The 22,363-nt window shown below is 66.7% G+C and carries 21 protein-coding genes, 1 pseudogene and 2 riboswitches; of the genes and pseudogenes, 15 read left to right on the top strand and 7 right to left on the bottom strand.

Features of this window, described 5'->3' with window-relative positions; translation table 11 throughout:
* Positions 1-4: 4 nt before the first annotated feature.
* A riboswitch (cobalamin riboswitch) is annotated at positions 5-199 on the bottom strand.
* Between the two features lie 95 nt (positions 200-294).
* Positions 295-1,620 (bottom strand): M23 family metallopeptidase, encoded by a 1,326-nt coding sequence (locus J1M64_RS06480; RefSeq protein WP_206473588.1) that lies wholly within the window; start codon positions 1,618-1,620, stop codon positions 295-297.
* A gap of 92 nt (positions 1,621-1,712) precedes the next feature.
* Between J1M64_RS06480 and J1M64_RS06475 the strand changes: the two genes are divergently transcribed.
* The 4 genes from J1M64_RS06475 to J1M64_RS06460 all read left to right on the top strand — a co-directional run bounded on the left by J1M64_RS06475 (position 1,713) and on the right by J1M64_RS06460 (position 5,601).
* Entirely contained in the window at positions 1,713-2,606 is an 894-nt protein-coding gene (locus tag J1M64_RS06475; RefSeq protein WP_206473586.1) for a nitrite reductase, read from the top strand.
* A gap of 20 nt (positions 2,607-2,626) precedes the next feature.
* A riboswitch (cobalamin riboswitch) is annotated at positions 2,627-2,701 on the top strand.
* Between the two features lie 73 nt (positions 2,702-2,774).
* Positions 2,775-3,440 carry a precorrin-8X methylmutase gene (locus J1M64_RS06470; RefSeq protein ID WP_120285760.1) on the top strand — a complete coding sequence of 222 codons (666 nt, stop codon included), beginning with the start codon at positions 2,775-2,777 and terminating at the stop codon, positions 3,438-3,440.
* On the top strand, positions 3,437-5,020 hold the full coding sequence (locus J1M64_RS06465; RefSeq protein WP_244200845.1) for a precorrin-2 C(20)-methyltransferase: 1,584 nt from the start codon (positions 3,437-3,439) through the stop codon (positions 5,018-5,020). Before J1M64_RS06470 ends, J1M64_RS06465 begins: the two co-directional genes overlap by 4 nt.
* A 119-nt stretch (positions 5,021-5,139) precedes the next feature.
* Positions 5,140-5,601 carry a MaoC/PaaZ C-terminal domain-containing protein gene (locus J1M64_RS06460; protein ID WP_120285759.1) on the top strand — a complete coding sequence of 154 codons (462 nt, stop codon included), beginning with the start codon at positions 5,140-5,142 and terminating at the stop codon, positions 5,599-5,601.
* Positions 5,602-5,739: 138 nt separating this feature from the next.
* Here the strand turns inward: J1M64_RS06460 and J1M64_RS06455 are convergent, their stop codons facing one another.
* Together J1M64_RS06455 and J1M64_RS06450 are read right to left on the bottom strand one after the other, a co-directional pair.
* Positions 5,740-6,822, bottom strand: coding sequence for a cell wall metabolism sensor histidine kinase WalK (locus J1M64_RS06455; RefSeq protein ID WP_120285758.1), 1,083 nt, complete (start codon positions 6,820-6,822; stop codon positions 5,740-5,742).
* Between the two features lie 92 nt (positions 6,823-6,914).
* Positions 6,915-7,607 carry a response regulator transcription factor gene (locus J1M64_RS06450; protein ID WP_096907287.1) on the bottom strand — a complete coding sequence of 231 codons (693 nt, stop codon included), beginning with the start codon at positions 7,605-7,607 and terminating at the stop codon, positions 6,915-6,917.
* Positions 7,608-7,920: 313 nt separating this feature from the next.
* Between J1M64_RS06450 and J1M64_RS06445 the strand changes: the two genes are divergently transcribed.
* Both J1M64_RS06445 and J1M64_RS06440 read left to right on the top strand, forming a co-directional pair.
* Entirely contained in the window at positions 7,921-9,423 is a 1,503-nt protein-coding gene (locus J1M64_RS06445; protein ID WP_120285757.1) for a multicopper oxidase family protein, read from the top strand.
* Positions 9,424-9,483: 60 nt separating this feature from the next.
* Entirely contained in the window at positions 9,484-10,122 is a 639-nt protein-coding gene (locus tag J1M64_RS06440) for a DUF305 domain-containing protein (protein ID WP_120285756.1), read from the top strand.
* A 216-nt stretch (positions 10,123-10,338) separates the two neighbouring features.
* Here the strand turns inward: J1M64_RS06440 and J1M64_RS20350 are convergent, their stop codons facing one another.
* Positions 10,339-10,551 carry a hypothetical protein gene (locus J1M64_RS20350; RefSeq protein WP_143337690.1) on the bottom strand — a complete coding sequence of 71 codons (213 nt, stop codon included), beginning with the start codon at positions 10,549-10,551 and terminating at the stop codon, positions 10,339-10,341.
* Between the two features lie 39 nt (positions 10,552-10,590).
* Here J1M64_RS20350 and J1M64_RS06430 point away from each other — a divergent pair, with 39 nt between their 5' ends.
* The 4 genes from J1M64_RS06430 (at position 10,591) to J1M64_RS06415 (ending at position 15,073) form a co-directional block, all read left to right on the top strand.
* The gene (locus J1M64_RS06430; RefSeq protein ID WP_096905717.1) at positions 10,591-12,531 is read left to right on the top strand and encodes a heavy metal translocating P-type ATPase; all 1,941 of its coding nucleotides are present in this window, start codon (positions 10,591-10,593) and stop codon (positions 12,529-12,531) included.
* Between the two features lie 5 nt (positions 12,532-12,536).
* Complete coding sequence (locus J1M64_RS06425; protein ID WP_206473584.1) at positions 12,537-13,133, top strand: CueP family metal-binding protein; 597 nt, start codon at positions 12,537-12,539, stop codon at positions 13,131-13,133.
* Positions 13,134-13,200: 67 nt separating this feature from the next.
* Positions 13,201-14,502 (top strand): APC family permease, encoded by a 1,302-nt coding sequence (locus J1M64_RS06420; protein ID WP_131886704.1) that lies wholly within the window; start codon positions 13,201-13,203, stop codon positions 14,500-14,502.
* Between the two features lie 163 nt (positions 14,503-14,665).
* Entirely contained in the window at positions 14,666-15,073 is a 408-nt protein-coding gene (locus J1M64_RS06415; RefSeq protein ID WP_131886705.1) for a four-helix bundle copper-binding protein, read from the top strand.
* Between the two features lie 254 nt (positions 15,074-15,327).
* Here the strand turns inward: J1M64_RS06415 and J1M64_RS06410 are convergent, their stop codons facing one another.
* Entirely contained in the window at positions 15,328-15,717 is a 390-nt protein-coding gene (locus tag J1M64_RS06410; RefSeq protein WP_120283045.1) for a hypothetical protein, read from the bottom strand.
* Between the two features lie 172 nt (positions 15,718-15,889).
* A complete protein-coding gene (locus tag J1M64_RS06405; protein ID WP_120283047.1) occupies positions 15,890-16,519 on the bottom strand; it encodes a TetR/AcrR family transcriptional regulator in 630 nt (209 codons plus the stop codon).
* A 296-nt stretch (positions 16,520-16,815) separates the two neighbouring features.
* Between J1M64_RS06405 and J1M64_RS06400 the strand changes: the two genes are divergently transcribed.
* Positions 16,816-17,340, top strand: a complete 525-nt coding sequence (locus tag J1M64_RS06400; protein WP_120283049.1) for a PaaI family thioesterase — start codon at positions 16,816-16,818, stop codon at positions 17,338-17,340.
* Between the two features lie 149 nt (positions 17,341-17,489).
* On the opposite strand, the gene J1M64_RS06395 is transcribed toward J1M64_RS06400, so the two are convergent.
* Entirely contained in the window at positions 17,490-18,491 is a 1,002-nt protein-coding gene (locus J1M64_RS06395) for an AraC family transcriptional regulator (protein ID WP_120283061.1), read from the bottom strand.
* A gap of 118 nt (positions 18,492-18,609) precedes the next feature.
* On the opposite strand from J1M64_RS06395, the gene J1M64_RS06390 reads away from it, so the two are divergent.
* The 4 genes and pseudogenes from J1M64_RS06390 to istB all read left to right on the top strand — a co-directional run bounded on the left by J1M64_RS06390 (position 18,610) and on the right by istB (position 22,257).
* Positions 18,610-18,930 carry a 2Fe-2S iron-sulfur cluster-binding protein gene (locus J1M64_RS06390; protein ID WP_206473582.1) on the top strand — a complete coding sequence of 107 codons (321 nt, stop codon included), beginning with the start codon at positions 18,610-18,612 and terminating at the stop codon, positions 18,928-18,930.
* A 71-nt stretch (positions 18,931-19,001) separates the two neighbouring features.
* A pseudogene (locus J1M64_RS06385) lies at positions 19,002-19,745 on the top strand (cytochrome P450); the annotation flags it as partial.
* A 125-nt stretch (positions 19,746-19,870) separates the two neighbouring features.
* Positions 19,871-21,451 carry an IS21 family transposase gene (gene istA / locus J1M64_RS06380; RefSeq protein WP_067718656.1) on the top strand — a complete coding sequence of 527 codons (1,581 nt, stop codon included), beginning with the start codon at positions 19,871-19,873 and terminating at the stop codon, positions 21,449-21,451.
* Positions 21,448-22,257, top strand: a complete 810-nt coding sequence (gene istB / locus J1M64_RS06375; RefSeq protein ID WP_206473580.1) for an IS21-like element helper ATPase IstB — start codon at positions 21,448-21,450, stop codon at positions 22,255-22,257. The genes istA and istB overlap by 4 nt, the downstream gene beginning before the upstream one ends.
* The last annotated feature ends 106 nt before the right edge of the window (positions 22,258-22,363 follow it).

The following is a 22,363-nucleotide window of genomic DNA, read 5'->3' as shown; positions in this document are numbered from 1 at the left end:
CCCTCGTGGAACATGTCGCCGTGGCCGGTCTCCTGGCTTCCGCATCAACGCCGTGCGACCGACCTTCCCGGACCCGTGGATCCAGTGGTCTCCGACCCGTGAGGGACGGACGAGGGCCGCGTGACTCCGCGACTACAGTGGCGAGGGCCGCGCCGGCTTTTCCTCCGGCTTCCCGAACACCACGGCACCGGCGAGCCTATCCGGCGGACCCCGCCAGTGGCCGCCCGGCCGTCGCGCGAGGGTCAGGAGCGACTTACCTGGCTGCCTCGCGTCAGCCGGGGACGGCCGTCCCGGTCAGGGGAAGTCCACCACCGCGAGGTTGAGCGGCAGCTCGTTCATCCGCGGTTCCGGCGAGAGGGTCGCCTCGTCGACGAAAGTGCCGGACAGGAAGTCGTCGGCGTCGGCGATCCGCTCCGGCGGGACCTGCCCCGCGTAGTCGAACCCCTTCAGCTCGTACGGCAGCGAGTCGGCCTCGAGCAGGCTCGGCCCGTCCATGAGCTGGAAGTGCAGGTGCGAGGCGTTGGCGTTGCCGGTGTTCCCGAGCTTGCCCAGCACCTGGCCCTCGGTCACCGTGTCGCCGGGTTTCACCGTGACCGAGCCGGAGATCATGTGTGCGTACATCGCGTACACGCCGTCGCCGAGGTCGAGCACCACGTGGTTGCCGTCCACGTTCTCGACGGTGAGCTTGGAGGCCAGTTCCGGGTTGCTGGCGGGCAGGACGCCCGGCGCGTTGGCGTCCATCCCGTCGAGGACCGAGACGACGGTGGCGTCGGCGACGGCGAGGATCTCGGCGCCGTAGTCCACGTAGCTCTCGTTGTGGTTCCTGTCGCCCGTGAAGAACTCGCCCTCGTCGTTGGTGCGTTTCCAGTCGATCGCAAAGCGCTGACTGTTGTTGAGTTTGCCGTTGACCGACATCACCGAGCTGCGGTGCGGGAAGCCCGGTTCGCAACACCCGTTGAGGGCCACCCAGTTCTCGCCCCGCACGGGCGGCGCGATGACCGGCACGGTCCGGGTGGAGAAGACGACCGGTGTCGTGAGGTAGTCGATGGGCCCGGGTTCGCCGAACGCCGGCGAGGCGGCACCGGTCCCGTAGAGGTGGTGCAGCACCGCGTCCGGGGCCTGGTCGAGCGAGTCGAGGGTGAAGTCGATGAACACGACCCGGCTCTCCTGCGGCGGGATCTGCGCGGTGTCGACGTACCCGGCGGGCAGGTCGCGCAGCCGGTTGCAGTCACCGAAGACGCAGTCCGGGTCCACGAGAGCGGCGGCGGAGAAGCTGGCGATGACCTTGGTGGGGTCGGTGCCGTCCACCACGTCGATCTTGTCCACGCTCGCCGGCACCTTGGTGGCGTTGGTGAGCTGCAGGTCGTAGGCCACGTGGTACTTGCCGTCGGTGCCCTTGAACGGCAGCGGCGGGTTGCCGATGGGAATCATCGTCAGCGCGGTGAACGCGTCCGGGACGGTCACCCCGGCGACGGACCCGGCGGCCGGTGATGCCGTGGTAGTGGCGGCCGCTTCGGCGGCGGCGGGTTCGGTGGCGGCGTCCGACGAGCACCCGGCCGCGACCAGTGCGACTGCGGTGAGGGCGGAGGCGAGAAGGGTGGGTACGCGGCGAGGTATCACGGTGGAGCTCCGTTTCTTCAGTTGTGAAGAAAAAACTTACCCTCTGCCGTCTGGGAAAAGTACACCGGCGACGGGCTGCCACAATGGCCCCCGTGAGCATCAGCGAACCCACCCGCCGGACCCGTGGCGACCTGTGCCCGGGCGTCCTGCGGCCGTGGCCGGCTTCCGACGGCGCCCTGGTCCGTTTGCGCGTGCCGGGCGGCCGCGTGTCACCGGCGGCACTGGCCGGCCTGCACGGGGTCGCCGTGAGATATGGCGACGACGACAACGTGCACGTCACGACACGCGCGAACCTGCAACTGCGGGCTCTGCCGATCGGTCCGGACGGGCAGCTGCCCGGCGAGGTGGTGGCGGCGATCGCGGAGACGGGCCTGCTCCCCGCGCCCGGGCACGAGCTGGTGCGCAACGTCCTCGTCTCGCCGCTGACGGGCCTGGGCGAGTCGTTCGGCGGGCAGGCCCGGGGCCGCGCGGACCTGCGGCCGGTGACCGAGGCGCTGGACGCCGGGCTGCTGGCCGATCCCGCGCTCGGCGGCTTGCCGGGCCGGTTCTTGTTCGTCCTGGACGACGGCCGCGGGGACCTGCTCGAGCGCTCCTGCGATCTGGGCCTGGTCGCCTTGGATGCCGACATCGCGCAGCTGCGGGTGGGTGAGCAGTGGTCGGACGTCGTGCCGCTGACTGACGCCGCCGAGCGGCTGGTCGAGCTGGCCCGCGAGTTCGTCGACGCCCGCGGCACCGGGCCGGACGCCCCGTGGCACGTGCGGGAACTGCCAACCCCCCTCGCCGCCGCCCACCCCGTGGACGACCGGCTCCCGAGCCCGGCCCCGGCGCTCCCGTATGGGCCGGTCGCGGGGTCGGCGGGGCGGATCGAGCACGTCGAAGCGCCGGACGGGATCCTCGACCGCCACCTCATCGCCCGGCTCACCGGCGGCGACGTCGACGAGCTCATCGTGACCCCGTGGCGCGGGGTGCTGGCCGTCCGCGAGTAGGCTGCGGGCTGTCCCACGGCGAGGAACCCGGTGCAAGTCCGGGGCGGTTCCGCCACTGTGAGGCCCGTCGAGCCGATGGGCCCAGCCAGATACTCACCGGGGATCAGCGCGCTCCCACCGCGTCGCTGCGACTTCTCACACCGGGGCGAGAACCCCGAGGAGGACCCCATGAGTGCTGCCCTGAGGCCGCCGCGTCGCTACGACTACGTCGACGACGGGCCCGCCATCTACGTCGACTCCTTCGCGACCATCCGCGGCGAGACCGACCTGTCCCGCGTTCCGGCCGACGCCGAGCGACTCGCCGTGCGGATGGTCCACGGCACCGGCCAGACGGACCTCGTCGACGACTTGCAGGTGCATCCCGGCCTGGTCATCGCGGCGAGGTCGGCGCTCGACGCCGGCGCGCCGATCTTGTGCGACGCCCACATGGTCGCCTCGGGGATCACCCGGGCCCGGCTCCCCCGCGACAACGACGTGGTGTGCACCCTGTCCGATCCCGACGTTCGCGACCTGGCCGCGCGAATGGGCACGACCCGATCCGCTGCGGCGCTGGCGTTGTGGGGCGATCGTCTCGACGGCGCCGTCGTCGCGATCGGCAACGCCCCCACCGCCCTGTTCCACCTCCTGGAGATGCTGCTCGACGGTGCTCCCCGGCCCGCCGCGATCGTCGGCTGCCCCGTGGGTTTCATCGGAGCCGCCGAGTCCAAGGCAGCGCTCGCCGAGTTCGCCGACGACCACGGCATCGACATCCCCTTTGTCACCGTGCACGGCCGGCGCGGCGGGTCCGCGATGACCGCCTCTGCCGTCAACGCCCTGGCCCAGGACGCGGAGTGAGCGCCGGATCGCCCGCGGCCGGTGTGGCCCCCGGTCGGCTCTACGGCGTCGGCGTGGGACCGGGCGATCCCGAGTTGCTCACGCTCAAGGCCGCCCGGCTCGTCGGCGCCGCCGACGTCGTGGCTTTTCACGCCGGCCGCGGCAAGGAGTCCAACGCTCGCCGGATCGCCGCCGACCTCATCCCTTCTGGCGCGATCCAGGAGCGGCTGGAGTACCCCGTGACCACGGGCGTCACCGACCACCCGGGCGGGTACGCGGGCGCGATCGCGGACTTCTACGAGCGCAGCGCGCAGCGGCTGGGCGAGCATCTGGCCGCCGGCCGGGACGTGGTCCTGCTCTCGGAGGGAGACCCGCTGTTCTACGGGTCCTTCATGTACATGCACGACCGGCTCTCGCCGAGGTTCGAGACCGAGATCGTCCCGGGCATCCCCGCGTTCGCCGCCGCCACTGCCGCGGCCGCCACTCCCCTGGTCCGGCAGACCGACGTCCTTACCGTCCTGCCCGGCACCCTGCCCGAGCCCGAGCTCGCCCGACGACTTGCAGACACCGACGGCGCGATCATCATGAAGCTCGGCCGCAACTTCCCCGCCGTCCGGCGGGCCCTCGAGGCGGCCGGTCGGCTCGACGGCGCGGTCTATGTGGAGCGGGCGTCAACCGACGCGGAGGCACATCACCCGGTCAGCGAGGTCGACCCGGACTCCGTGCCGTACTTCTCGCTCATCGTCGTCCCCGGCGACTCTCAGCACTCCGACCCCACCGGCCGCCGGCCCGCGCAGCTCTCTGCACCCGAGGAGCCCTCCCCGGGGCGTACCGCCGGCTCGGTTGAGGAGCAGTCCCCAGCATCGCGCGGCGTCGTGCACGTCGTCGGTCTGGGCCCGGGCCCGACAGAGTGGCTGACCCCGGAGGCTTCGCAGATCCTGTCCGAGGTCGACCACGTGGTCGGCTACGCGCCGTACGTCGCCAGGGTTCCGCAGCGGCCCGGGCTGCGTCGCCATTGCTCGGGCAACACCGTGGAAGTCGACCGGGCTGCATTGGCACTGGAGGTGGCCCGCGCGGGTGAGCAAGTGGCCGTGGTCTCGGGCGGCGACGCCGGGGTGTTCGGTATGGCCTCGGCGGTCTTCGAGGCCGCAGACGATCCCCGCTTCGCCGACATCGACATCCGCGTCGCGCCCGGCGTCTCGGCCGTGCAGGCGGTCGCTGCGCGGGCCGGGGCCCCCATCGGCGCGGACTTCGCCGTCATGAGCCTGTCCGACCGGCTCAAGCCGTGGGAGGTCATCGAGCGCCGCCTCGACGCGATCGCGGCGGCCGACCTGGTGCTGGCCGTCTACAACCCGGCCTCGCGCTCGCGCACCCGTCAGGTCGCCGACGCCCGCGAGGTCCTGCTCCGCCACCGCTCCCCGACCACGCCGGTGATCGTGGGCCGTGATGTTGGGCGAACCGAGGAATCCCTCACCGTGACGACTCTCGCCGACCTCGACTGCGACTCCGTCGACATGAAGTGCCTGCTCATCGTGGGCGCCTCTGGGACCCGGGTCACGGAGTCGGGACGCGTGTGGAGTCCGAGGTTTGTGACGTCGTGAACTCTGATCACTCGGGCATCGGCTAGACCCGAAGCCAGTATTGGCTCGCCAAAGCTCGGAAGTCATGGAGGCCTCCCGCGATCTGAGGCCGGTTTGGGCCGACTACTTGGGAGGGCGACATGACCGACATCTACTACGCGGACGATCTCGAACCCGGCCAACTAATCCCACTCGGGAGCTACACCATCACCGAGGAGGAGATCGTCACCTACGCACGACAGTGGGATCCGGTGTTCATCCACACCGACCCGACCGCGGCCGCGACAACCCCGCTCGGTGGCGTCATCGCCAGTGGACTACACACCTTGGCGATCTACCAGCGCTTGGCCGTGCCCGCCTTCTGGTCCCGTTTCACGGGAGGGGTGGGACGCAGTTTCGAGATTCAGTTCCGTCGGCCGGTGCGGCCGGACACCACATTGACCGGACACCTGACAATGCAAGAAACGACTCCACGACCCGAACGCGGCGATGCGAAAGTCACCATAACCGCAGAACTCGCCGACACCAGCGGCGAGACCGTTCTCGAGCTGACCAACCATTCCGCACTCCCGCTCCGCAGCGCCGCCGCAGGCTCAGCTTGATTGCTGCCACCACACCGGAGAATCGCTGTCCGCGGCCGCGAGACTGACACCCTGGGACTAGACCGACCACTCAAGCACTGACGTGCGCGGGGAGTGCAGCGGGGTTGGGCGGACAGATGACGGGGAGGTGCAAGTTTGCTAAAGCAGTTTCGTTCCTGGCGTCTCTGCCGTGCAGGGGAGTTCGAGGGTGAATTGTGCTCCGTGGCCTGTGCCGCGGCTGCTTACTCGGATTCGTCCTCCGTGTGCTTCGACCAGTGCTCGGGTGATCGCCAGGCCGATTCCGGTGCCGCCCGCGTTTCGGCCTCGGGCGGGATCGGCTCGGTAGAAGCGGTCGAAGAGATGATCTAGGTGCTGTGCGGCGATCCCTTCCCCGGTGTCGGAGACGGTGATCGCGGCTGTGTTCGTTCTCGAACGAACAGCGCTGAGGGTGACGGTCCCTCCGGTCGGTGTGTGTCGTAGGGCGTTGTCGAGGAGGTTTCCCAGTACCTGTCCTATTCGCTCGACGTCCACAGTGACGTCGGTTGGTTCGATCTCACCCATGTGCAGCTGGACACCTTTGTCCGAGTAGCGTTCGCGTGCTGCGTTGACTGCCGTTTCCACCAGAGCTTTAGTGGTGGTTCGGGCTGGTTGCAGTCGTGTGAGGTGTTCTTCTGCATCGGAGACGTCGACAATGTCCGACGCGAGGCGTTCGAGCCGCCGGGTGGCCGCCCACAACACCTGCCTTGTGGAGTCGTCGAAGGTACGGACTCCGTCGTCCACGGCCTCGAGGTAGGAGTCGATGGTGGCCAGCGGGGTGCGCAGCTCGTGGCCCAGATCCGCGAGCATCCTTCGCCTGGTGGCGTCTGTCGCATCGAGACGCCTGGCCAGTTCGTTGACGCTGGTCGCCAGATCGTCGAACTCCCGGCCAAGTTTCGGACTCGCCATCCGGGTCTCGTAGTGCCCACGCGCTATGTCTGCCGTCGAAGTGGTAACCATGGTGACCGAGCGCTGGACCCGGCGGGTGAGGTACCAACTGGTGAGCAAGGCCACCAGGACCGCGATGGCCACCGCCAGCCCCCAAGCAAGGACTATGGCGACCGTGAAGGCTTCTTCGACGTGGGCTGCTTCGTTCGAATCGTGGTCGATGCCGGCTTGACCGAGGTGGTCGTGGAAAATGCCCGGGGCCAGGGCGGAGGCGACGAGCCACGCGCTGACCGCGCACCCGACGACCACGCTGGACATGGCCAGAAGCAGGCGGGTTCCGAAGCTGAACCCAGCGACGCGTCGGCTGGTGCGGGGCCGAGTTTCAGTCGCGTCCGGCGATGGTATGTCGTTCACTGGCCGGTTCCCATGCGGTAACCAACTCCTCTGACCGTGCGTACGAAACGGCCTCGGGAGGCATCGTCGCCCAGCTTGCGGCGAAGGTGACCGATGTGGACGTCTACCAAGTGGTCATCACCCACCCAGTTCGGGCCCCACACGGCGGCCATCAGCTGGGCTCGGCTGAAGACGACCCCAGGGTCGCGGGCGAGCGCGGCGAGGATGTCGAACTCGGTGCGGGTCAGCGCGACATCGGCGCCGCCGACGGTGACCTCTCGGCCCGCGGTGTCAATAGTCAGGTCGCCGACGGTCCGTACCTGCTCCGGCGACCTGCCGTGGTCGATTTCGGTGGCGCCGGTTCGAGGTCTGCGCATCATCGCCTGGATCCTGGCCGAGAGCTCGCGCGGGCTGAACGGTTTGGTCATGTAGTCATCCGCGCCGACGGACAGGCCGATCAGCGTGTCGACCTCCTCGGTCCGGGCCGTAAGCATGACGATGTAGGCGTCGGAGTGCGTCCTGACCTGACGGCATACCTCGATCCCGTCCAGCCCGGGCAGCCCCAGGTCGAGAACGATGACATCGGGATCGATTCGACGAGCCAGACCCACCGCCTCCTGTCCGTCCCCGGTGATCGTGACATCGAACCCGTCGCGCTCGAGATAGGACCCGACCAGGTCGGCGAGGGGCTCCTCGTCATCGACCACCAGCGCCCGCGGACCGGCGTGCTGCTGGGGATGCGAACTGCGAGCGCCAGAAACGGAAGGGGGCATGCAGGCCATCTTCGCCGCAACTCCTGGAAATCCTTCACCCGAGTGGGCGCCTTGACCGAATCTTCACACGATCTCCATCCAGAACGCTCGGGTGGCCGGTCACCATGGGCGGTCGAGTCGGACACGGGAGGTACCTCATGCTCGGATGGGTCGCATTGTCGGTCGGCGCCGTGGTCGTCACCGCACTGTGGGCGTCGACCCTGCTCCTGGTCACTGCCCTGTTCGGGCCGTCGCCCTCGGCGGACGACCGGTGAAGGAGTTGTCACGGCGGGCATTTCTCATCGGTTCGGTCCTGGCCGGCGCGGGTGCGGTGACCGCCTGCAGCGAGCCGGCGCCCTCGGGGGTGCCGGTGTCGGCGTCGGATCCGGCGATCCGGGACCTGGAGGCCGAGCGCCAGCGACCAGGCCAGCAGGTGGTGAACGCTCGGCTGTCCCCGCGCCCGGTGGAGGTCGATCTCGGTGGTCTCGTGGTGTCGACCTGGGCATTTGCTGACACTGTTCCGGGTCCGGTCCTGCGGGCCCGGGCAGGAGATCTGCTGCAAGTCGAGGTGGATAACCAGCTCGACCAGGAGACGAGCGTGCACTGGCACGGCATCGCCCTGCGCAACGATATGGACGGAGTGCCCGGTCTGACCCAGGACCCGATCCATCCGGGCGCCCGGTTCACCTACGACTTCACAGTCCCCCACGCCGGGACTCATTGGTACCACTCACACTCCGGGCTGCAGCTCGACCGGGGCCTGTACGGTCCGCTGATCATCGACGATCCCGCCGACCCCGGGGACTATGACCACGAATGGATCGTCGTCCTCGACGACTGGATCGACGGCATCGACGGCACGCCCGAGGACGCCGCCGGGCGAGTGGGCATGGATGCCCCCGGCGCTCGGGGCCGGCCGATGGCCGGAATGGGGCACGGCCAGATGGGGGGCGCACGGTCCAGCAACCCGATGATGACCTCCCGGTTGCTCGGTGTCGCCGGGGACGTCCACTATCCGCACTACTTGGTCAACGGCCGAGTCCCGGCCGATCCGGTCTCGTGGACTGCCAGCCCGGGCCAACGCGCGAAGATCCGGATCATCAACGCCGGGGCGGACACGTTCTTCCGCGTCGCCCTCGGCGGACACACGATGACCGTCACCGACACCGACGGCTTTCCCACCGCTCCCCAGGAGACGGAGGCGATCCTGCTCGGGATGGGCGAGAGGGTCGACGCCGTGGTCACGCTGACAGACGGGGTGTTTCCCCTCTTCGCCGAGGCAGAAGGCAAGAACGGGTACGGGTACGCCCTCGTGCGCACCGGGGCCGGCGAGCTACCCGCCGACCCGCGCCCCGGCGAACTCGACGGACCGGTGCTGCTGGCCGCGGATCTGACCCCAGCGCCGGACTCTCGACTGCCCGGCCGAGGGCACGACCGCTACCTCAGCGTCGACATGGGCGGCAGCATGATGCCGTATCGCTGGACACTCAACGGGCAAACCCACCCCGACACCACGCCGTTGGAGGTCTCCCGCGGCGACCGGGTCCGGATGCGGCTGCGCAACATGTCCGACATGGCCCACCCGATGCACCTTCACGGTCACACCTTCGCCCTCGCCGACAGCGGGCTGCGCAAAGACACCGTCACGATCCGCCCCATGCGGACTATCGAGATCGAGTTCGACGCGAACAACCCCGGCCAATGGGCCTTCCACTGCCACAACGCCTACCACCAGGAAGCCGGAATGATGACCACCTTGTCCTACCTCGCCTGACCACCACCCGATCGACACACCACCCGATCTTGACGCCGACCCGAAAGGACATCGACCACGATGACCCGCACCACTCTGCTCCTGCCCGCAGCCCTGACCGCCGTTGCCCTGACGCTGTCCGCCTGCACCGACAGCACCGACAGCACCGAAGCCTCGCCCGCCGCGCCCACCACCGTGGCCGGCGCCACCACATCCGTGGCCGGCACCGTTGCCTCTGGCCAGGACGAGGAGCATTCGCAGGCCGACGTGATGTTCGCGCAGATGATGCTCCCGCACCACCAGCAGGCGATCGAGATGAGCGACATCATCCTGGCCAAGGACGACATCCCCGCCGACGTCGCGGCGCTCGCCGAGGAGATCAAGGCTGCCCAGGGCCCCGAGATCGCGCAGCTGACCGACTGGCTGGAGCAGTGGGGCGAGGCGACCGAACCGCAGGATGGTCACGGCGGTCACGACATGTCCATGATGGAGGGAATGCTCTCCGACGACGAACTAGAACAGCTGTCCGACGCACAGGGAGCCGACGCCGCCCGGATGTTTTTGGAGCAGATGATCGCCCATCACCAGGGCGCCATCGCCATGGCCGAGGAGGAGGTCGAAGGTGGCCGCTACCAGCCTGCGGTCGAGTTGGCCCAGACCATCATCGACACCCAGCAGCAGGAGATCGACACCATGCGCGACCTGCTCACCTCGCTCTAACCACCCGATCGCCATGGGCCACACCGGCCCGGAACGACACCCGAGACACCACACCACGCGGAGAGGAAAATCCATGTTCTCCACAACGCGCTCTGCGCTCCCGCTCACGGCCGTCAAGGAAGCGTGTTCGTGCTGCTCCACGCCCACGGACCTAGAACGAATCGCCGCCACCGGCCGTCCGCAGGCTGACGATGACGCCGCCGTGGCCGCCGGCGCTCACACGAAAGTAGCCAAATGAGTCAGCCACACGATCACCACCACCATGATCGCCGCGGCGGACCCGGTGACGGTTCGGCCGGCCGCCCCGACGAGATGGCCACCTCGGTAGCCGAACATCATCACCCGGGCGCAGCTGACGACGCGGCGGGCCACGGCCACACCGGACAGCATCACTCCGGTCATGAAGACCACGGCGGTCATGCGGGGCACGCAGACCACGTCGGGCAGTTCCGGCGGCTGTTCTGGATCATGCTCGTTTTGGCAGTGCCGGTGGTCGGCTTCAATGACATGTTCGCCGACCTCATCGGCTACCAGCTGCCGGAGGCCGGCTGGGTGTGGTGGGTCTCCCCCGCCCTGGGCACGGTGATTTATCTCTGGGGCGGTCGGCCGTTCCTGACCGGCGCGCTGTCCGAGCTCCGCGCTCGCCAGCCCGGCATGATGCTCCTGATCGGCCTGGCGATCACGGTGGCGTTCATCGCCTCCTGGGGCGCTACCCTGCGCATCCTGGATCATGAGCTGAACTTCTGGTGGGAACTGGCCCTGCTGGTGGTGATCATGCTGCTGGGCCACTGGATCGAAATGCGCTCCCTGGCGCAGACCACCTCCGCGCTCGACTCCCTGGCGGCGCTGCTGCCGGATGAGGCCGAGAAGGTCGACGATGACGACGTCGTCATCGTCTCCCCGGCCGACCTGGTGGTCGGCGACGTGGTGATCGTCCGCCCCGGTGCTTCTGTGCCCGCCGACGGCACGATCATCGACGGCTCGGCCAGCATGGACGAATCCATGGTCACCGGCGAATCCAAGGCGGTCCGCCGCGGCATCGGCGAGCAGGTCGTCGCAGGCACCGTGGCCACTGACTCCGGCCTGCGCGTGAAGGTCTCGGCGACAGGGGACGACACCGCTCTGGCCGGAATTCAGAAGCTGGTGGCCGACGCACAGGCATCCTCCTCGCGGGCCCAGCGCATCGCCGACACCGCGGCCGGCTGGTTGTTCTGGTTCGCCCTCGCATCGGCCGTGATCACCGCGATCATCTGGAGCGCTCTCGGGTTGCCGGACGCGGGTGTGGTGCGCACGATCACCGTGCTGGTCATCGCCTGCCCCCACGCGCTGGGATTGGCGATCCCGCTGGTGGTCTCCATCGCCACCGAACGCGCCGCCCGCGGCGGCGTACTGATCAAGGACCGCCTCGCGCTCGAGTCGATGCGCACCGTCGACGCCGTCCTGTTCGACAAGACCGGCACCCTGACCAAGGGCGAACCCACCGTCACCGGAATCGAATCAATAGACGGGCACACCGCCAACGAGGTGCTTGCCCTGGCTGCAGCCGCCGAGTCCGACAGTGAGCACCCGCTGGCCAGAGCCGTGGTCGGGGCCGCACAGACCCGCGACCTGACCGTGTCGAAGGCGACCGACTTCTCCTCCTCCCCGGCCGTGGGCGTCAAGGCCACGGTGAACGGCACCGTGGTCGAAGTCGGCGGCCCCCACCTGCTCGATCAGCACGGACGCAATGAACTCCCCATCGCCGACCAGTGGCGAGGCGAGGGCGCGATCATCCTGCACATCCTCGCCGAGGGCCGGGTGATCGGCGCGCTGCGGCTGGCCGACGAGATCCGGCCGGAATCCCGGGACGCCGTCGACGCCCTGCATGCCGCCGGAGCCCAAGTCGTCATGATCACCGGCGATGCTCGCGCCGTGGCCGACACCGTCGCCGCCGAACTCGGCATCGACCGGGTCTTCGCCGGGGTCCGGCCAGAAGACAAGGCCGCCAAAGTCGCCGAACTGCAGTCCGAAGGCAAGAAGGTCGCCATGGTCGGCGACGGGGTCAACGACGCGCCCGCACTGGCCCAAGCCGACGTCGGCATCGCCATCGGCGCCGGGACCGACGTGGCGATCGGCTCCGCCGGCGTCATCCTGGCCTCATCGGATCCCCGCTCTGTGCTCTCGGTCATCGAACTCTCCCGGGCGAGCTACCGCAAGATGAAGCAGAACCTGTGGTGGGCCGCCGGCTACAACCTCGCCGCCGTGCCCCTGGCCGCAGGTGTCCTGGCCCCGATCGGATTCGTACTGCCCATGGGCGTCGGCGCCATCCTCATGTCCGCCTCCACCGTCGTCGTTGCTCTCAACGCGCAGCTGCTGCGCCGTCTCGACCTCCGCCCGGACACCGTCACCACAGCGATGCAACGAGGATGAATCCGATGAACACCACCCACTCCACTCGGAGACGAGCCGCGATCGCGCTCGTTGCCGCCGCTGCCCTGACCCTGACCGGCTGCTCGCCCGGGCCCGCCGAAAATGCAGTACCCAACTGGCCTCCCGCGTCGTTGGAGCACTACGACCTCGCCGGCCTCGACGCACCCCAGATCATCAACACGCTCGACACCATGCCGGTGGCCGACAGGCCGAACGATCTGATCGCCTCGGTGCAGCCGACAGAGCTGGTCTTGACCAGTGGCGATGAGAGCCTCGAGACGATTCCTATTCCAGAGGACCAGTTCTATCTGTCAGTGGCTCCGTATTACACGAGCACCCACCCCTGCCGATTCCACAGCCTGACCACTTGCCTCGGCGAGATCGCCAACGAACAGGTGCACGTCACAGTCACCGATAACGCCTCCGGTGACACCCTCATCGACGAACCGCGCACCACCTACGACAACGGCTTCCTCGGGCTCTGGCTACCGCGAGGCATCACGGCCACGCTCACCATCGACCACGACGGCAGAACGGCCACCGCTCCGATCTCCACGGGCGACGACGACCTCACCTGCCTGACCACTATGCAACTCGCCTGACATCCCCACTCGCGCCGATATCGCCACCGACGCGGCCACCCACCGGCAGGAAGGTAGTGCGGTCAGCATGGACCACAGCACACAGTCCCAAGACAAGCTCACTCTCACCGGATCCGTCGCGCTGGGAACCGGGGTAATGATCGGAGCCGGCATCTTCGCCCTGGTGGGCCAGGTCGCGGAATTGGCCGGCGGCTGGGTGCCGTGGGCGTTCCTCGCCGGCGCGGTGGTGGTGGCGTTCAGTTCCTACTCCTACATCCGGTACTCGGCCACCAACCCGTCCTCGGGCGGGATCGCGATGCTGCTCAAAGCCGCCTACGGGCCCGGGGTGGCGGCCGGCACGTTCTCCCTGTTCATGTACGTGTCGATGATCCTCGCCGAGTCCCTGCTGGGGCGGACCTTCGGCACCTACGTGCTGCGGCCGTTCGGCATGCAGGACTCCTCCCTGTGGGTGCCGGTGCTGGCAGTGTTCGCCATCGCCGCCGCCGCGCTGGTCAACCTGGTGGGCAACCAGTGGGTCGAGCGGTCAGCCACCGCCACCGCGGCGCTCAAGATCGTGGGCATCGCGGTGCTGGCGATCGCCGGCATCCTGGCCGCGGGCGTGTCCTCGCTGGGCCGACTGTTCACCGTCGCCGAACGCACCCCACCGGAGCACGGCTGGATGGGCTTTCTGGCCGGGGTGACCCTGTGCATCCTGGCCTACAAGGGCTTCACCACGATCACCAACCAGGGCGCGGACCTACGGGACCCGGAGCGCAACATCGGCCGCTCCATCATGATCTCCATCGCCCTGTGCACCGTCCTCTACCTGTTGATCACCGTCGCAGTAACCGCCAGCCTGACCGTTCCGCAGGTCATCGGGGCCCGCGACTACGCCCTCGCCGAGGCTGCCAAGCCGATGTTCGGATCCTGGGGCGTCACGCTGACCGTGATCATCGCGGTGGTGGCGACGCTGTCAGGACTCATCGCGAGCTTGTTCTCTGTCTCCAAGCTCTACGACATGCTCCGCGACATGGGCCAGGTGCCGGGACTACCCGGGGCTGGCGGACACCAGTCGCTCTACATCACAGCCGGCCTGGCGATCCTCATGGCAGCCTTCTTCGACCTGTCACAGATCGCCTCCCTGGGGGCGATCTTGTACCTGGCAATGGACATCGCCATCCATTACGGGATCGTCCGACGCCTCAAGGACGACGTCAATGCCAAGGCGTGGATCCCGTGGGTCGCGATCGTCCTCGACGTCGCAGTGCTCGTACCCTTCCTCCTCCTCAAGGCGCAATCAGACCCGCTCACGCTGGGCATCACCGCCATCGTGGCCCTAGTCATCATCGCAGCGCAGTGGCTCACCGTGCGTCACCGCTCGGAACAATGATCCGCCCCCCTGCCAAAAGCAGCTACAACGGGTACTGGACGCTTGCTATTACAAAGATTCTGCGAAGGTCGGCCCGAGGGACTGTAGCCAGCACTGCGCATCAGTAGCGTCGGCGTCAGCTGGGCGCCTCCAGCGACGACTCGGAGAAGAAGGGAGCACATCGATGTCTCACATCACTTCAATGATCGAAACCCACCCCAACGACGCTTCCGGCATAGACGTGCAGAAGCTTGCCGACTGCATCGCTGCGTGTTTCGAATGCGCACAGACTTGCACCTCGTGCGCTGATGCCTGCCTGGCCGAAGAGATGGTCGCAGACCTACGGAACTGCATTCGCCTCAACCTTGACTGCGCCGATCTCTGCGCAACCACCGGCAATATCCTCAGCCGTCGCACTGGGCAGAACCTCGCCACGGTCAAGACCGCGCTCGAGGCATGCCGGACAGCATGCGCAGAATGTGCTACCGAGTGTAGGAAGCACGAGGACATGCATGAGCATTGTCGAGTCTGCGCCGAAGCCTGCCGCAAATGCGAACAGGCCTGCACCGAACTCCTGTCCGCGATCAGCTAACGATCATTGCCCGGCCTGGTCGGTCGCACGACAATCGACCAGGCTGGGCCACCCGCCGATATCCAGGTTTTATGTCAACCCGACCAGGCTGAGTCACGTCTGGAAGGTCGCCACTCCTCTCGTCCGCGAACCGGCACGAATTTCGTTCGGCCCGCTCCGGACGGCGGCTACAGCACGTAGCTGTAGGAGTACCACGGCCCTCCGAGGTGCTCTACCTGCAGATCTTTTACTCCAGGTTCGAACGTGGGAGGCCCCTATAGGGAATGTGCCCACCCGCGCATGTGAAATCCGAAGACGAAGTCGGCATCGCTGACCACGACCACCCCGTCCTCTCGGTGGCTGAGCTTCCAGACCTCCACGTGCCCTACTTGCCGTGGGGTGTCGAAGCCGTAGTGCTCCGACCAACCCGGCGGATGGGAGCGAGCCTGCGCAACAGCATTCTCCATCTCTGAGCGAGAGGAATCGAACCCTTTTGGGACCGCTGCTCCAATCGCCAGCACCACGGCCACACCAGCCACGAAAAGGGCCGGAGGGGCCCCGAGCCACCACGTTCGTAGCTGCCGGAATCGCCACGCCACCAGCACCGCGATCAGCCACGCCAGGCCCGCGATCATCAGCGCCCAGCCGACCTTCTTGCCCCACACGGGTATATCGTCGTCTGGCGGGTTCGCCTGCGACAGATAGTCAACGGCGTGCCACAGGATCTCGTTTTCTTGCCCCTAAAAGTGGAGTCCACTGTGGCCGTCACGCGGCAACGATTCTCGGCGGCTCGCGGCATCGTCCGGCCTCGAAACCAGCGACTTTCCATGACCAAGGTCATTGCGGCGTTCCTTGCGGTGCCAATGTCTCGGTGACGCGAACACTCAGTTCCGGCTTGTCGTGGCCTTCGGTGTGGGTGTATGTCCCGAGATGGGACCACATCGAGTCCACGAGCGGCTGGAGGAACAAACGGCCCAGCTGAGTGACGATGACGTCGACCACCTGAACAGCATCGGCGCGGACCCTAGACGCCGCGCCAGATTCCCGCATAGCCGCCACTTCCCGGTGTGTCAGCTCGGTGAGTCGCTCGAGTAACTCACCTCGCTGACCGCCGGGATCTAGCAACGCGCGGCGCAGGTAGTTCACCACCTCGGGACGCCTGACCAGCATGTCGGCAACCGCGTCGTTGCGGATCCGGGCGATGTCGGCGCCTGGGATGTCCACGGGCGCCGAGGCAAGTGCGGTAGCGAAATGCTCTACGACCAGTCGCTCGACCGCCTCGCGAAGGCCGTCCTTCGTGCCGTAGTGATGGACCACGAGACCCACCGTCACTCCGGCCGCGGTTGCCACGGTTCGCAACGAAGTGCCGTCCTCGCCGTTGGCGGCGTAGAGATCCAGTGCGGCGTTGCGGATGCGCGCCTTGGCAGTGAGATCCTGGCCCGCGGCGCCTGGTGCGGAACGATTCACGCGGTTCCCCTTCAGTTGCGGTCGAGCCTACGGACCCCAAACTAGACTATACGTCGGTACCGCTTACTGTATGTTCGTACAGTACAAGGTGTCCCGGCTCAGTCGGCCTTGTCGACCTGACTATCGTGCCGTCGACAGCCAGTTGCTCAGGCCACCCGCATCGGGCCTCAGGGCCCCTTGGACGTCCCGGTCAAAGGTTGGGTCACGGGTCGGACGTGCGGGTGTCGGCGATATCTCCGTCGCCACAAGCCGAGGTATCGCACCCAGTACAACTTCATCGACAGGAAGGTCTGGACATGGACACATTTCGCGACAAGGCCGGCGAGCCGATAGGTACCGATATCGACAACTGGGTGGCCTCGTTCACGCGCATGGAATCCGGTTCCTCCGAGCTTCCTCCCCACCACCCCAACTGCCTTGGCTGTGGACCAGAGAACCCGAATGGTCACTTCCTCTCGGTACGGCGTGACGGAGACGGCGTCGTCGCACACCACCAGTTCGACCAGCGCCACGTCGGGGCACCGGGCATTGCACACGGCGGCGCGGTAGCGACCGTGATTGACGACCTATTCGGCTTCTTGCTGTATTCGGTCGGCGAGCTCGCCGTGACGCGCCGTCTCGAGCTCGACTATCTTGCGCCAGCACTACTCGACACCCCCTACATCCTGCGCGCTGCAGTTCGGTCTCGCGATGGCCGGAAATTGGACCTCAAGTCCACGATGGAGGATGCAGAGGGCCGCACTGTTATTACTGCCACTGCCCTGTTCATCGTGGTCGAGGTTGAACACTTTTTGCAGTCACAGAGAAACTCGAGGACTTAGGCCAAACTCACCGCCGCGAGCACCAGGCCCGAATACGTCGAGGGTGTCGGCGGAGCCTGAAGCTATTGAACGCCACGCCCAAAGAAAGGGCGAAGCTGAAGGCACCGTGCATTGCCAGTTGCCCTGTACGAGTCAACCAAGTGGCAGCGCTACCTACGACGGAACCCCGTCGGCGGGTGGCCGGTCCAGTGCTTGAAAGCGTGTGAAAAGCTGGCGAGGTCACTATATCCGAGGTCCGTGGCGATCTCGCTCGCGGACACAGATCCGTCCAGTAAACGAAGAATCGCGTACTCACGAATGACCGACTGGCGCAGTCCGCGATAGGTCATCCCTTCCTCAGAGAGGCGCCGCTTAAGTGTGCTCGTAGAGATGGAGAGTTCGTCTGCAATCCACTGACTTCCACAATCTGCGGGACGCTTCTCTATCAGACGTCTCACCTTGTCCGAATACGAGGCGATTTTACTCCGCTCGTCGAGCCTTCGCTGCAAGTCACTGATAGCGAGTCGATACGCCACGGGGTCAGAGAACCGGCAGACGTGATTGACCGCGTCAACGGGAAAATGCAGAATGGACAGTGAAGCGTCAAATACCAGGCGACCAGCTAACCGATCCTGATCCACGGGCAGACCTTCCGGAGCGGGCCAACCCAGTGAGAGTGTGATGTCTGGTGCATCGCCAACGAGTATATTCAGCAGCCTCAGCAGGACCGCACCACAGTAGGTGACCACTAGGGAGTCTAGGACTCGATCGCCCGTCTGCCCATTGAGCGCGACAGACACTCCGTGTCCACCTGCGTAGAACTGCGCACTCAGGGCTGGGGTTATTAGCGGCAGGTAGACAAGCAATTCCAATATCTCGCCTGCGGAACCTGCGCTTACTAGTGGGACGCTTAATGGTCCGAAGGACGTCAGATGAGCATGCTGGGCGAACGCCAAACCGAGGGTCGTTGCTTGGTCAACGTCGAGGTCGGGCAAGGCTTCCCTGATCCACCGCAGGGGAACTTGGGCGTTGATGGCGAGAAGTGACTCGACGTCGCTTCGCTCACGATCCATGATCTCGCGAAACCGTGCAACGGCGTCTTGCTCCAGAACTGGGCTCTCAAGTAACTGCGCGAACACGAGCGGTGGCACGCCCTCGCGATCAAGATTCATCGCCCCCGCCTTCTGAGCCAAATTAACAAGCTTCTGCCCTCAATCAACCTAGCCGCAGTCGTCGTTGTTAGCAATGCTGTGAGCAGCTATTACCCGAACAACCATGCAGGAGCCAGCGATGACAGTCGTAACCTTCGTCTCACATGACGGAGAGAAGCACGTGGTGCCCTTAGAGGAGGGGCAGTCACTCATGCGGATCGCCGTCAACAACGCGGTGCCCGGGATTGACGCTGACTGCGGAGGCGAAGCCGCGTGCGGCACGTGTCATGTCATCGTTGATCCGCAGTGGTCCGAACAGGTCGGCCTCTCGGGAGCAAGTGAAGAGGAAATGCTCGCAATGAACCCGGAAAGGCTGCCGACCTCTCGACTGTCGTGCCAGATGACCGCGTCCGCGGATTGGGACGGCCTGGTCGTCCAGGTGCCAGAGTTCCAGATGTAACGACGAAGGGATCAAGAGTCGTGTCAAGCAATCATGTAGAAGTCGGGGACAGAATCCGGTCGGCCATCCCGATGGATCTTCAGATCCGGGGCGCCCATCTGTACGACAGGACTCGGCGCTGGGTGACAAGGACGAATGGGAAGAAGCTCTTCGTAGAGAGTCCCATTCCTCCCGTCGAGGATGTCGAGCTCGCCGACATCGACCTCAGTAATCCCTTTCTCTATCGCCAAGGCCGCTGGCAGTCCTACTATGAGCGCCTGCGAAACGAGGCTCCGGTCCACTTTCAGCCCAACAGTGCGTTCGGGCCGTTCTGGTCAGTGACCCGACATGAAGACATCATCGCGGTCGATAAGAACCATGAGGTCTTCTCCGCCGAGCCGATGATAGTGATCGGGGCCCCGCCTCGTTTTCTCGATATTGAGATGTTCATCGCGATGGACCCACCGCGCCACGACGTGCAGCGAGCAGCTGTGCAGGGGGTGGTGGCGCCGAAGAACCTGCGCGAGATGGAGACGCTCATTCGGTCTCGGGTTCGCGAGGTACTAGACGACTTGCCGGTGAATCAGCCGTTCGATTGGGTCCAGGCTGTCTCGATCGAACTGACAGCTCGAATGCTCGCGACGCTCTTGGACTTCCCATACGAGGAACGTCACAAACTCGTGTACTGGTCAGATATTGCAACTTCGTTCGAGGAAGCGAACGGTGGTCCTGCGGACCTCGACGAGACGTTCGACGGAATGCGCGAGATGGCGAGCGGTCTGAGTTCTCTGTGGTACGACAAGAAGGCTCGGTTAGCAGAGGGGGAGGAACCCGGTGAGTGTGCCAGTCTGAATTGGCCCCACTTGGAGGCGTAGTGCTGCTCTGAAATGGCCCCACCCTCGATCAACCAGACCCTAAGTTTCGTGTCGTCCGACCAAAGACGTTCACGAGAGGCAAGGGGTTGAAGGAGAGATCGAGAGTGGAGCAGTTCGAACGTATCCGACGAGACGCCCGAGACGAAGGCCTGTCCATCCGGGCCCTCGCCGAGAGGCACAAGGTGCACCGCCGCACGGTGCGCGCGGCGCTGGCCGATGCGGTGCCGCCACCACGTAAGACCCCGCAACGCACCGCGCCGGTACTGGGCCCGCATGAGGCGACGATCCGGCGCTGGTTGACCGAGGACCTCACAGCGCCTCGCAAGCAGCGTCATACCGCTCGCCGCGTGTGGCAGCGCCTGATGGAGGAGGAAGGAGTGGAGGTGGCCGAGTCGAGCGTGCGCAACCTGGTGGCCACACTCCGTGCCGAGATCAGCGGCCCGAGAGAGGTGATGGTGCCGCAGACCCACCCGCCGGCCGAGGAGGCCGAGGTCGACTTCGGCGAATTCACCGCCACGATTGCCGGGGTGGTGATGAAGATATTCATGTTCTGCATGCGCCTGTCGCACTCGGGCAAGGCGTTCCACTTCGCCTACGCCAACCAGGCCCAGGAATCGTTCTTCGACGGCCACGTCCGAGCGTTCGCCGCCTTCGGCGGGGTACCGGTGGGGATGATCCGCTACGACAACCTCAAACCCGCCGTGACCAGGGTCGCGCTCGGTCGGGACCGGTTCGAGCACCCCCGCTTCGTGGCGTTGCGCTCGCACTACGGATTCGATTCGTTCTACTGCATCCCTGGCAAGGACGGCGCCCACGAGAAAGGCGGCGTCGAGGGCGAGATCGGCCGGTTCCGGCGCCGGCACCTGACCCCGGTCCCGAAAGTGGACTCCCTGGCCGAGCTCAATGAGCTGATCGCCGCCGCCGATGCCCGCGATGATGCCCGGCGTATCGGGGCCCGGGCCGAGACCGTCGGCGCGGCCGCGGCCCGGGAACTGCCGCTGCTGCGGCCGCTACCGGCCGAGGTCTTCGATGTGGACGCCGTCCTGTCGTGCCGGGTCGATGCCAAAGCGCGAGTGTGCGTGCGCCAGTCCTACTACTCGGTGCCCGCACGTCACGTCGGGCGTCGTCTCGAGGTCCGCCTGGGCGCCACGCGCATCCTCGTGCTCGACCCGGCCGCCCACGGCAAGGTCATCGCGCAGCACACCCGCTCACTGCACAAGGGCACCGAAGACCTGGTCCTGGACCACTACCTGGAGGTGCTGGTGCGCAAGCCCGGCGCCCTGGCCGGGTCGACCGCCCTGGCCAGCGCTAAAGCGTCGGGGGCGTTCACCGCCAACCACCAGCGATTCTGGACCGCCGCCCGCAAAGCGTTGGGCGACGGCGCCGGCACCCGCGCCCTGATCGGGGTCCTGCTGCTGCATCGCACCATGAGCGCCTCGGCGGTGGCCGCCGGGATGGCCGCCGCTGTGGCCGACGAGGTGTTCGATGCCGATCTGGTCGCCGTGCACGCCCGCCGGGCCACCACCGGGCGGGCCGCCACCCCGCCGATCGCACTGCCGACCACGGCCGCTCCGGCGGCCGCCGATCAGAGGCCCGCCCCGTCGCTGGCCGGTTACGACCAACTCCTGACCTCAAGCGGGCGCCAGCTCGAGGAGGCCATCGCATGAGCAGTAGCAAGACCCCGCCGGCGATGACTGCGCTGACCGACGCGGCCGCCGAAGCCGCCATTGGTGCCGCAGCCAAGACCCTGTGCCTACCCACCATCCGTGACCAGGCGATACCCATGGCCGAGGCGGCCGCCAAGCAGCGTCTGACCCACAAGGCGTTCTTGGCCGAGATGCTGTCGGCCGAGTGCGACGAACGCGATGCCCGCCGACGGATGCGCAGGGTCAACGAGGCCAAGTTCCCGCGGACCAAACGGCTCGCCGACTTCGATCCCGCCCGCCTGCCCGACCTACCACCAGCAACGTTGGCGCACCTGGCCGGCGGGGCGTGGATCGACGCCGGAGAACCACTGGTCCTGCTCGGCGACTCCGGAACCGGCAAAACCCACCTGCTCATCGCCCTGGGTACCGCGGCAGCCGAGCAAGGACGCCGAGTCCGGTATATCACCACCGCGGCCCTGGTAAACGAGCTCGTCGAAGCCGCCGACGACAAGCAACTGTCCCGCGTGGTCGGCCGCTACGCCCGACTGGACCTGCTGTGCCTCGACGAGGTCGGCTACGTCCACCTCGACCCACGTGGGGCCGAACTCCTCTTCCAGATCATCACCGCGCGAGAGGAACGAGCCTCCATCGCCTGCGCCTCCAACGCTCCGTTCAGCGAATGGGGCACCACCTTCACCGACCCCCGACTGGCCGCAGCCGTGGTCGACCGCCTGACCTACAACGCCCACATCATCCAGACCGGCACCGCCTCCTACCGACTGGCCACCACCGCGGCCCAACACCGAAAGGAACCCGCGACCACCTGACCGCCCGGGACGCCAACCACCGGCGCGCCCACCCCCAACCCATCACGAGGGTGGGGCCAAATCAAAACAGCACAGCGGGGCCAAATGGGGTTGTCATTCTCAGATG

Source organism: Dietzia sp. KRD202, from assembly GCF_017168155.1.
GTDB classification, from domain to species: Bacteria; Actinomycetota; Actinomycetes; order Mycobacteriales; family Mycobacteriaceae; genus Dietzia; species Dietzia kunjamensis.
Note: the sequence above shows the minus strand (reverse complement) of the source record. Positions and strands in the feature narration are given on the sequence as shown.

Excerpts from the sequence above, each read along its gene's own strand:
- J1M64_RS06470 (WP_120285760.1), top strand. The coding sequence starts at position 2,775 with ATGAGTGCTGCCCTGAGGCCGCCGCGTCGCTACGACTACGTCGACGAC.
- J1M64_RS06460 (WP_120285759.1), top strand. The coding sequence starts at position 5,140 with ATGACCGACATCTACTACGCGGACGATCTCGAACCCGGCCAACTAATC.
- J1M64_RS06455 (WP_120285758.1), bottom strand. The coding sequence starts at position 6,822 with ATGTCCAGCGTGGTCGTCGGGTGCGCGGTCAGCGCGTGGCTCGTCGCC.
- J1M64_RS06440 (WP_120285756.1), top strand. The coding sequence starts at position 9,484 with ATGACCCGCACCACTCTGCTCCTGCCCGCAGCCCTGACCGCCGTTGCC.
- J1M64_RS06430 (WP_096905717.1), top strand. The coding sequence starts at position 10,591 with ATGCTCGTTTTGGCAGTGCCGGTGGTCGGCTTCAATGACATGTTCGCC.
- J1M64_RS06425 (WP_206473584.1), top strand. The coding sequence starts at position 12,537 with ATGAACACCACCCACTCCACTCGGAGACGAGCCGCGATCGCGCTCGTT.
- J1M64_RS06420 (WP_131886704.1), top strand. The coding sequence starts at position 13,201 with ATGGACCACAGCACACAGTCCCAAGACAAGCTCACTCTCACCGGATCC.
- J1M64_RS06415 (WP_131886705.1), top strand. The coding sequence starts at position 14,666 with ATGTCTCACATCACTTCAATGATCGAAACCCACCCCAACGACGCTTCC.
- J1M64_RS06400 (WP_120283049.1), top strand. The coding sequence starts at position 16,816 with ATGGACACATTTCGCGACAAGGCCGGCGAGCCGATAGGTACCGATATC.
- J1M64_RS06395 (WP_120283061.1), bottom strand. The coding sequence starts at position 18,491 with ATGAATCTTGATCGCGAGGGCGTGCCACCGCTCGTGTTCGCGCAGTTA.
- J1M64_RS06390 (WP_206473582.1), top strand. The coding sequence starts at position 18,610 with ATGACAGTCGTAACCTTCGTCTCACATGACGGAGAGAAGCACGTGGTG.
- istB (WP_206473580.1), top strand. The coding sequence starts at position 21,448 with ATGAGCAGTAGCAAGACCCCGCCGGCGATGACTGCGCTGACCGACGCG.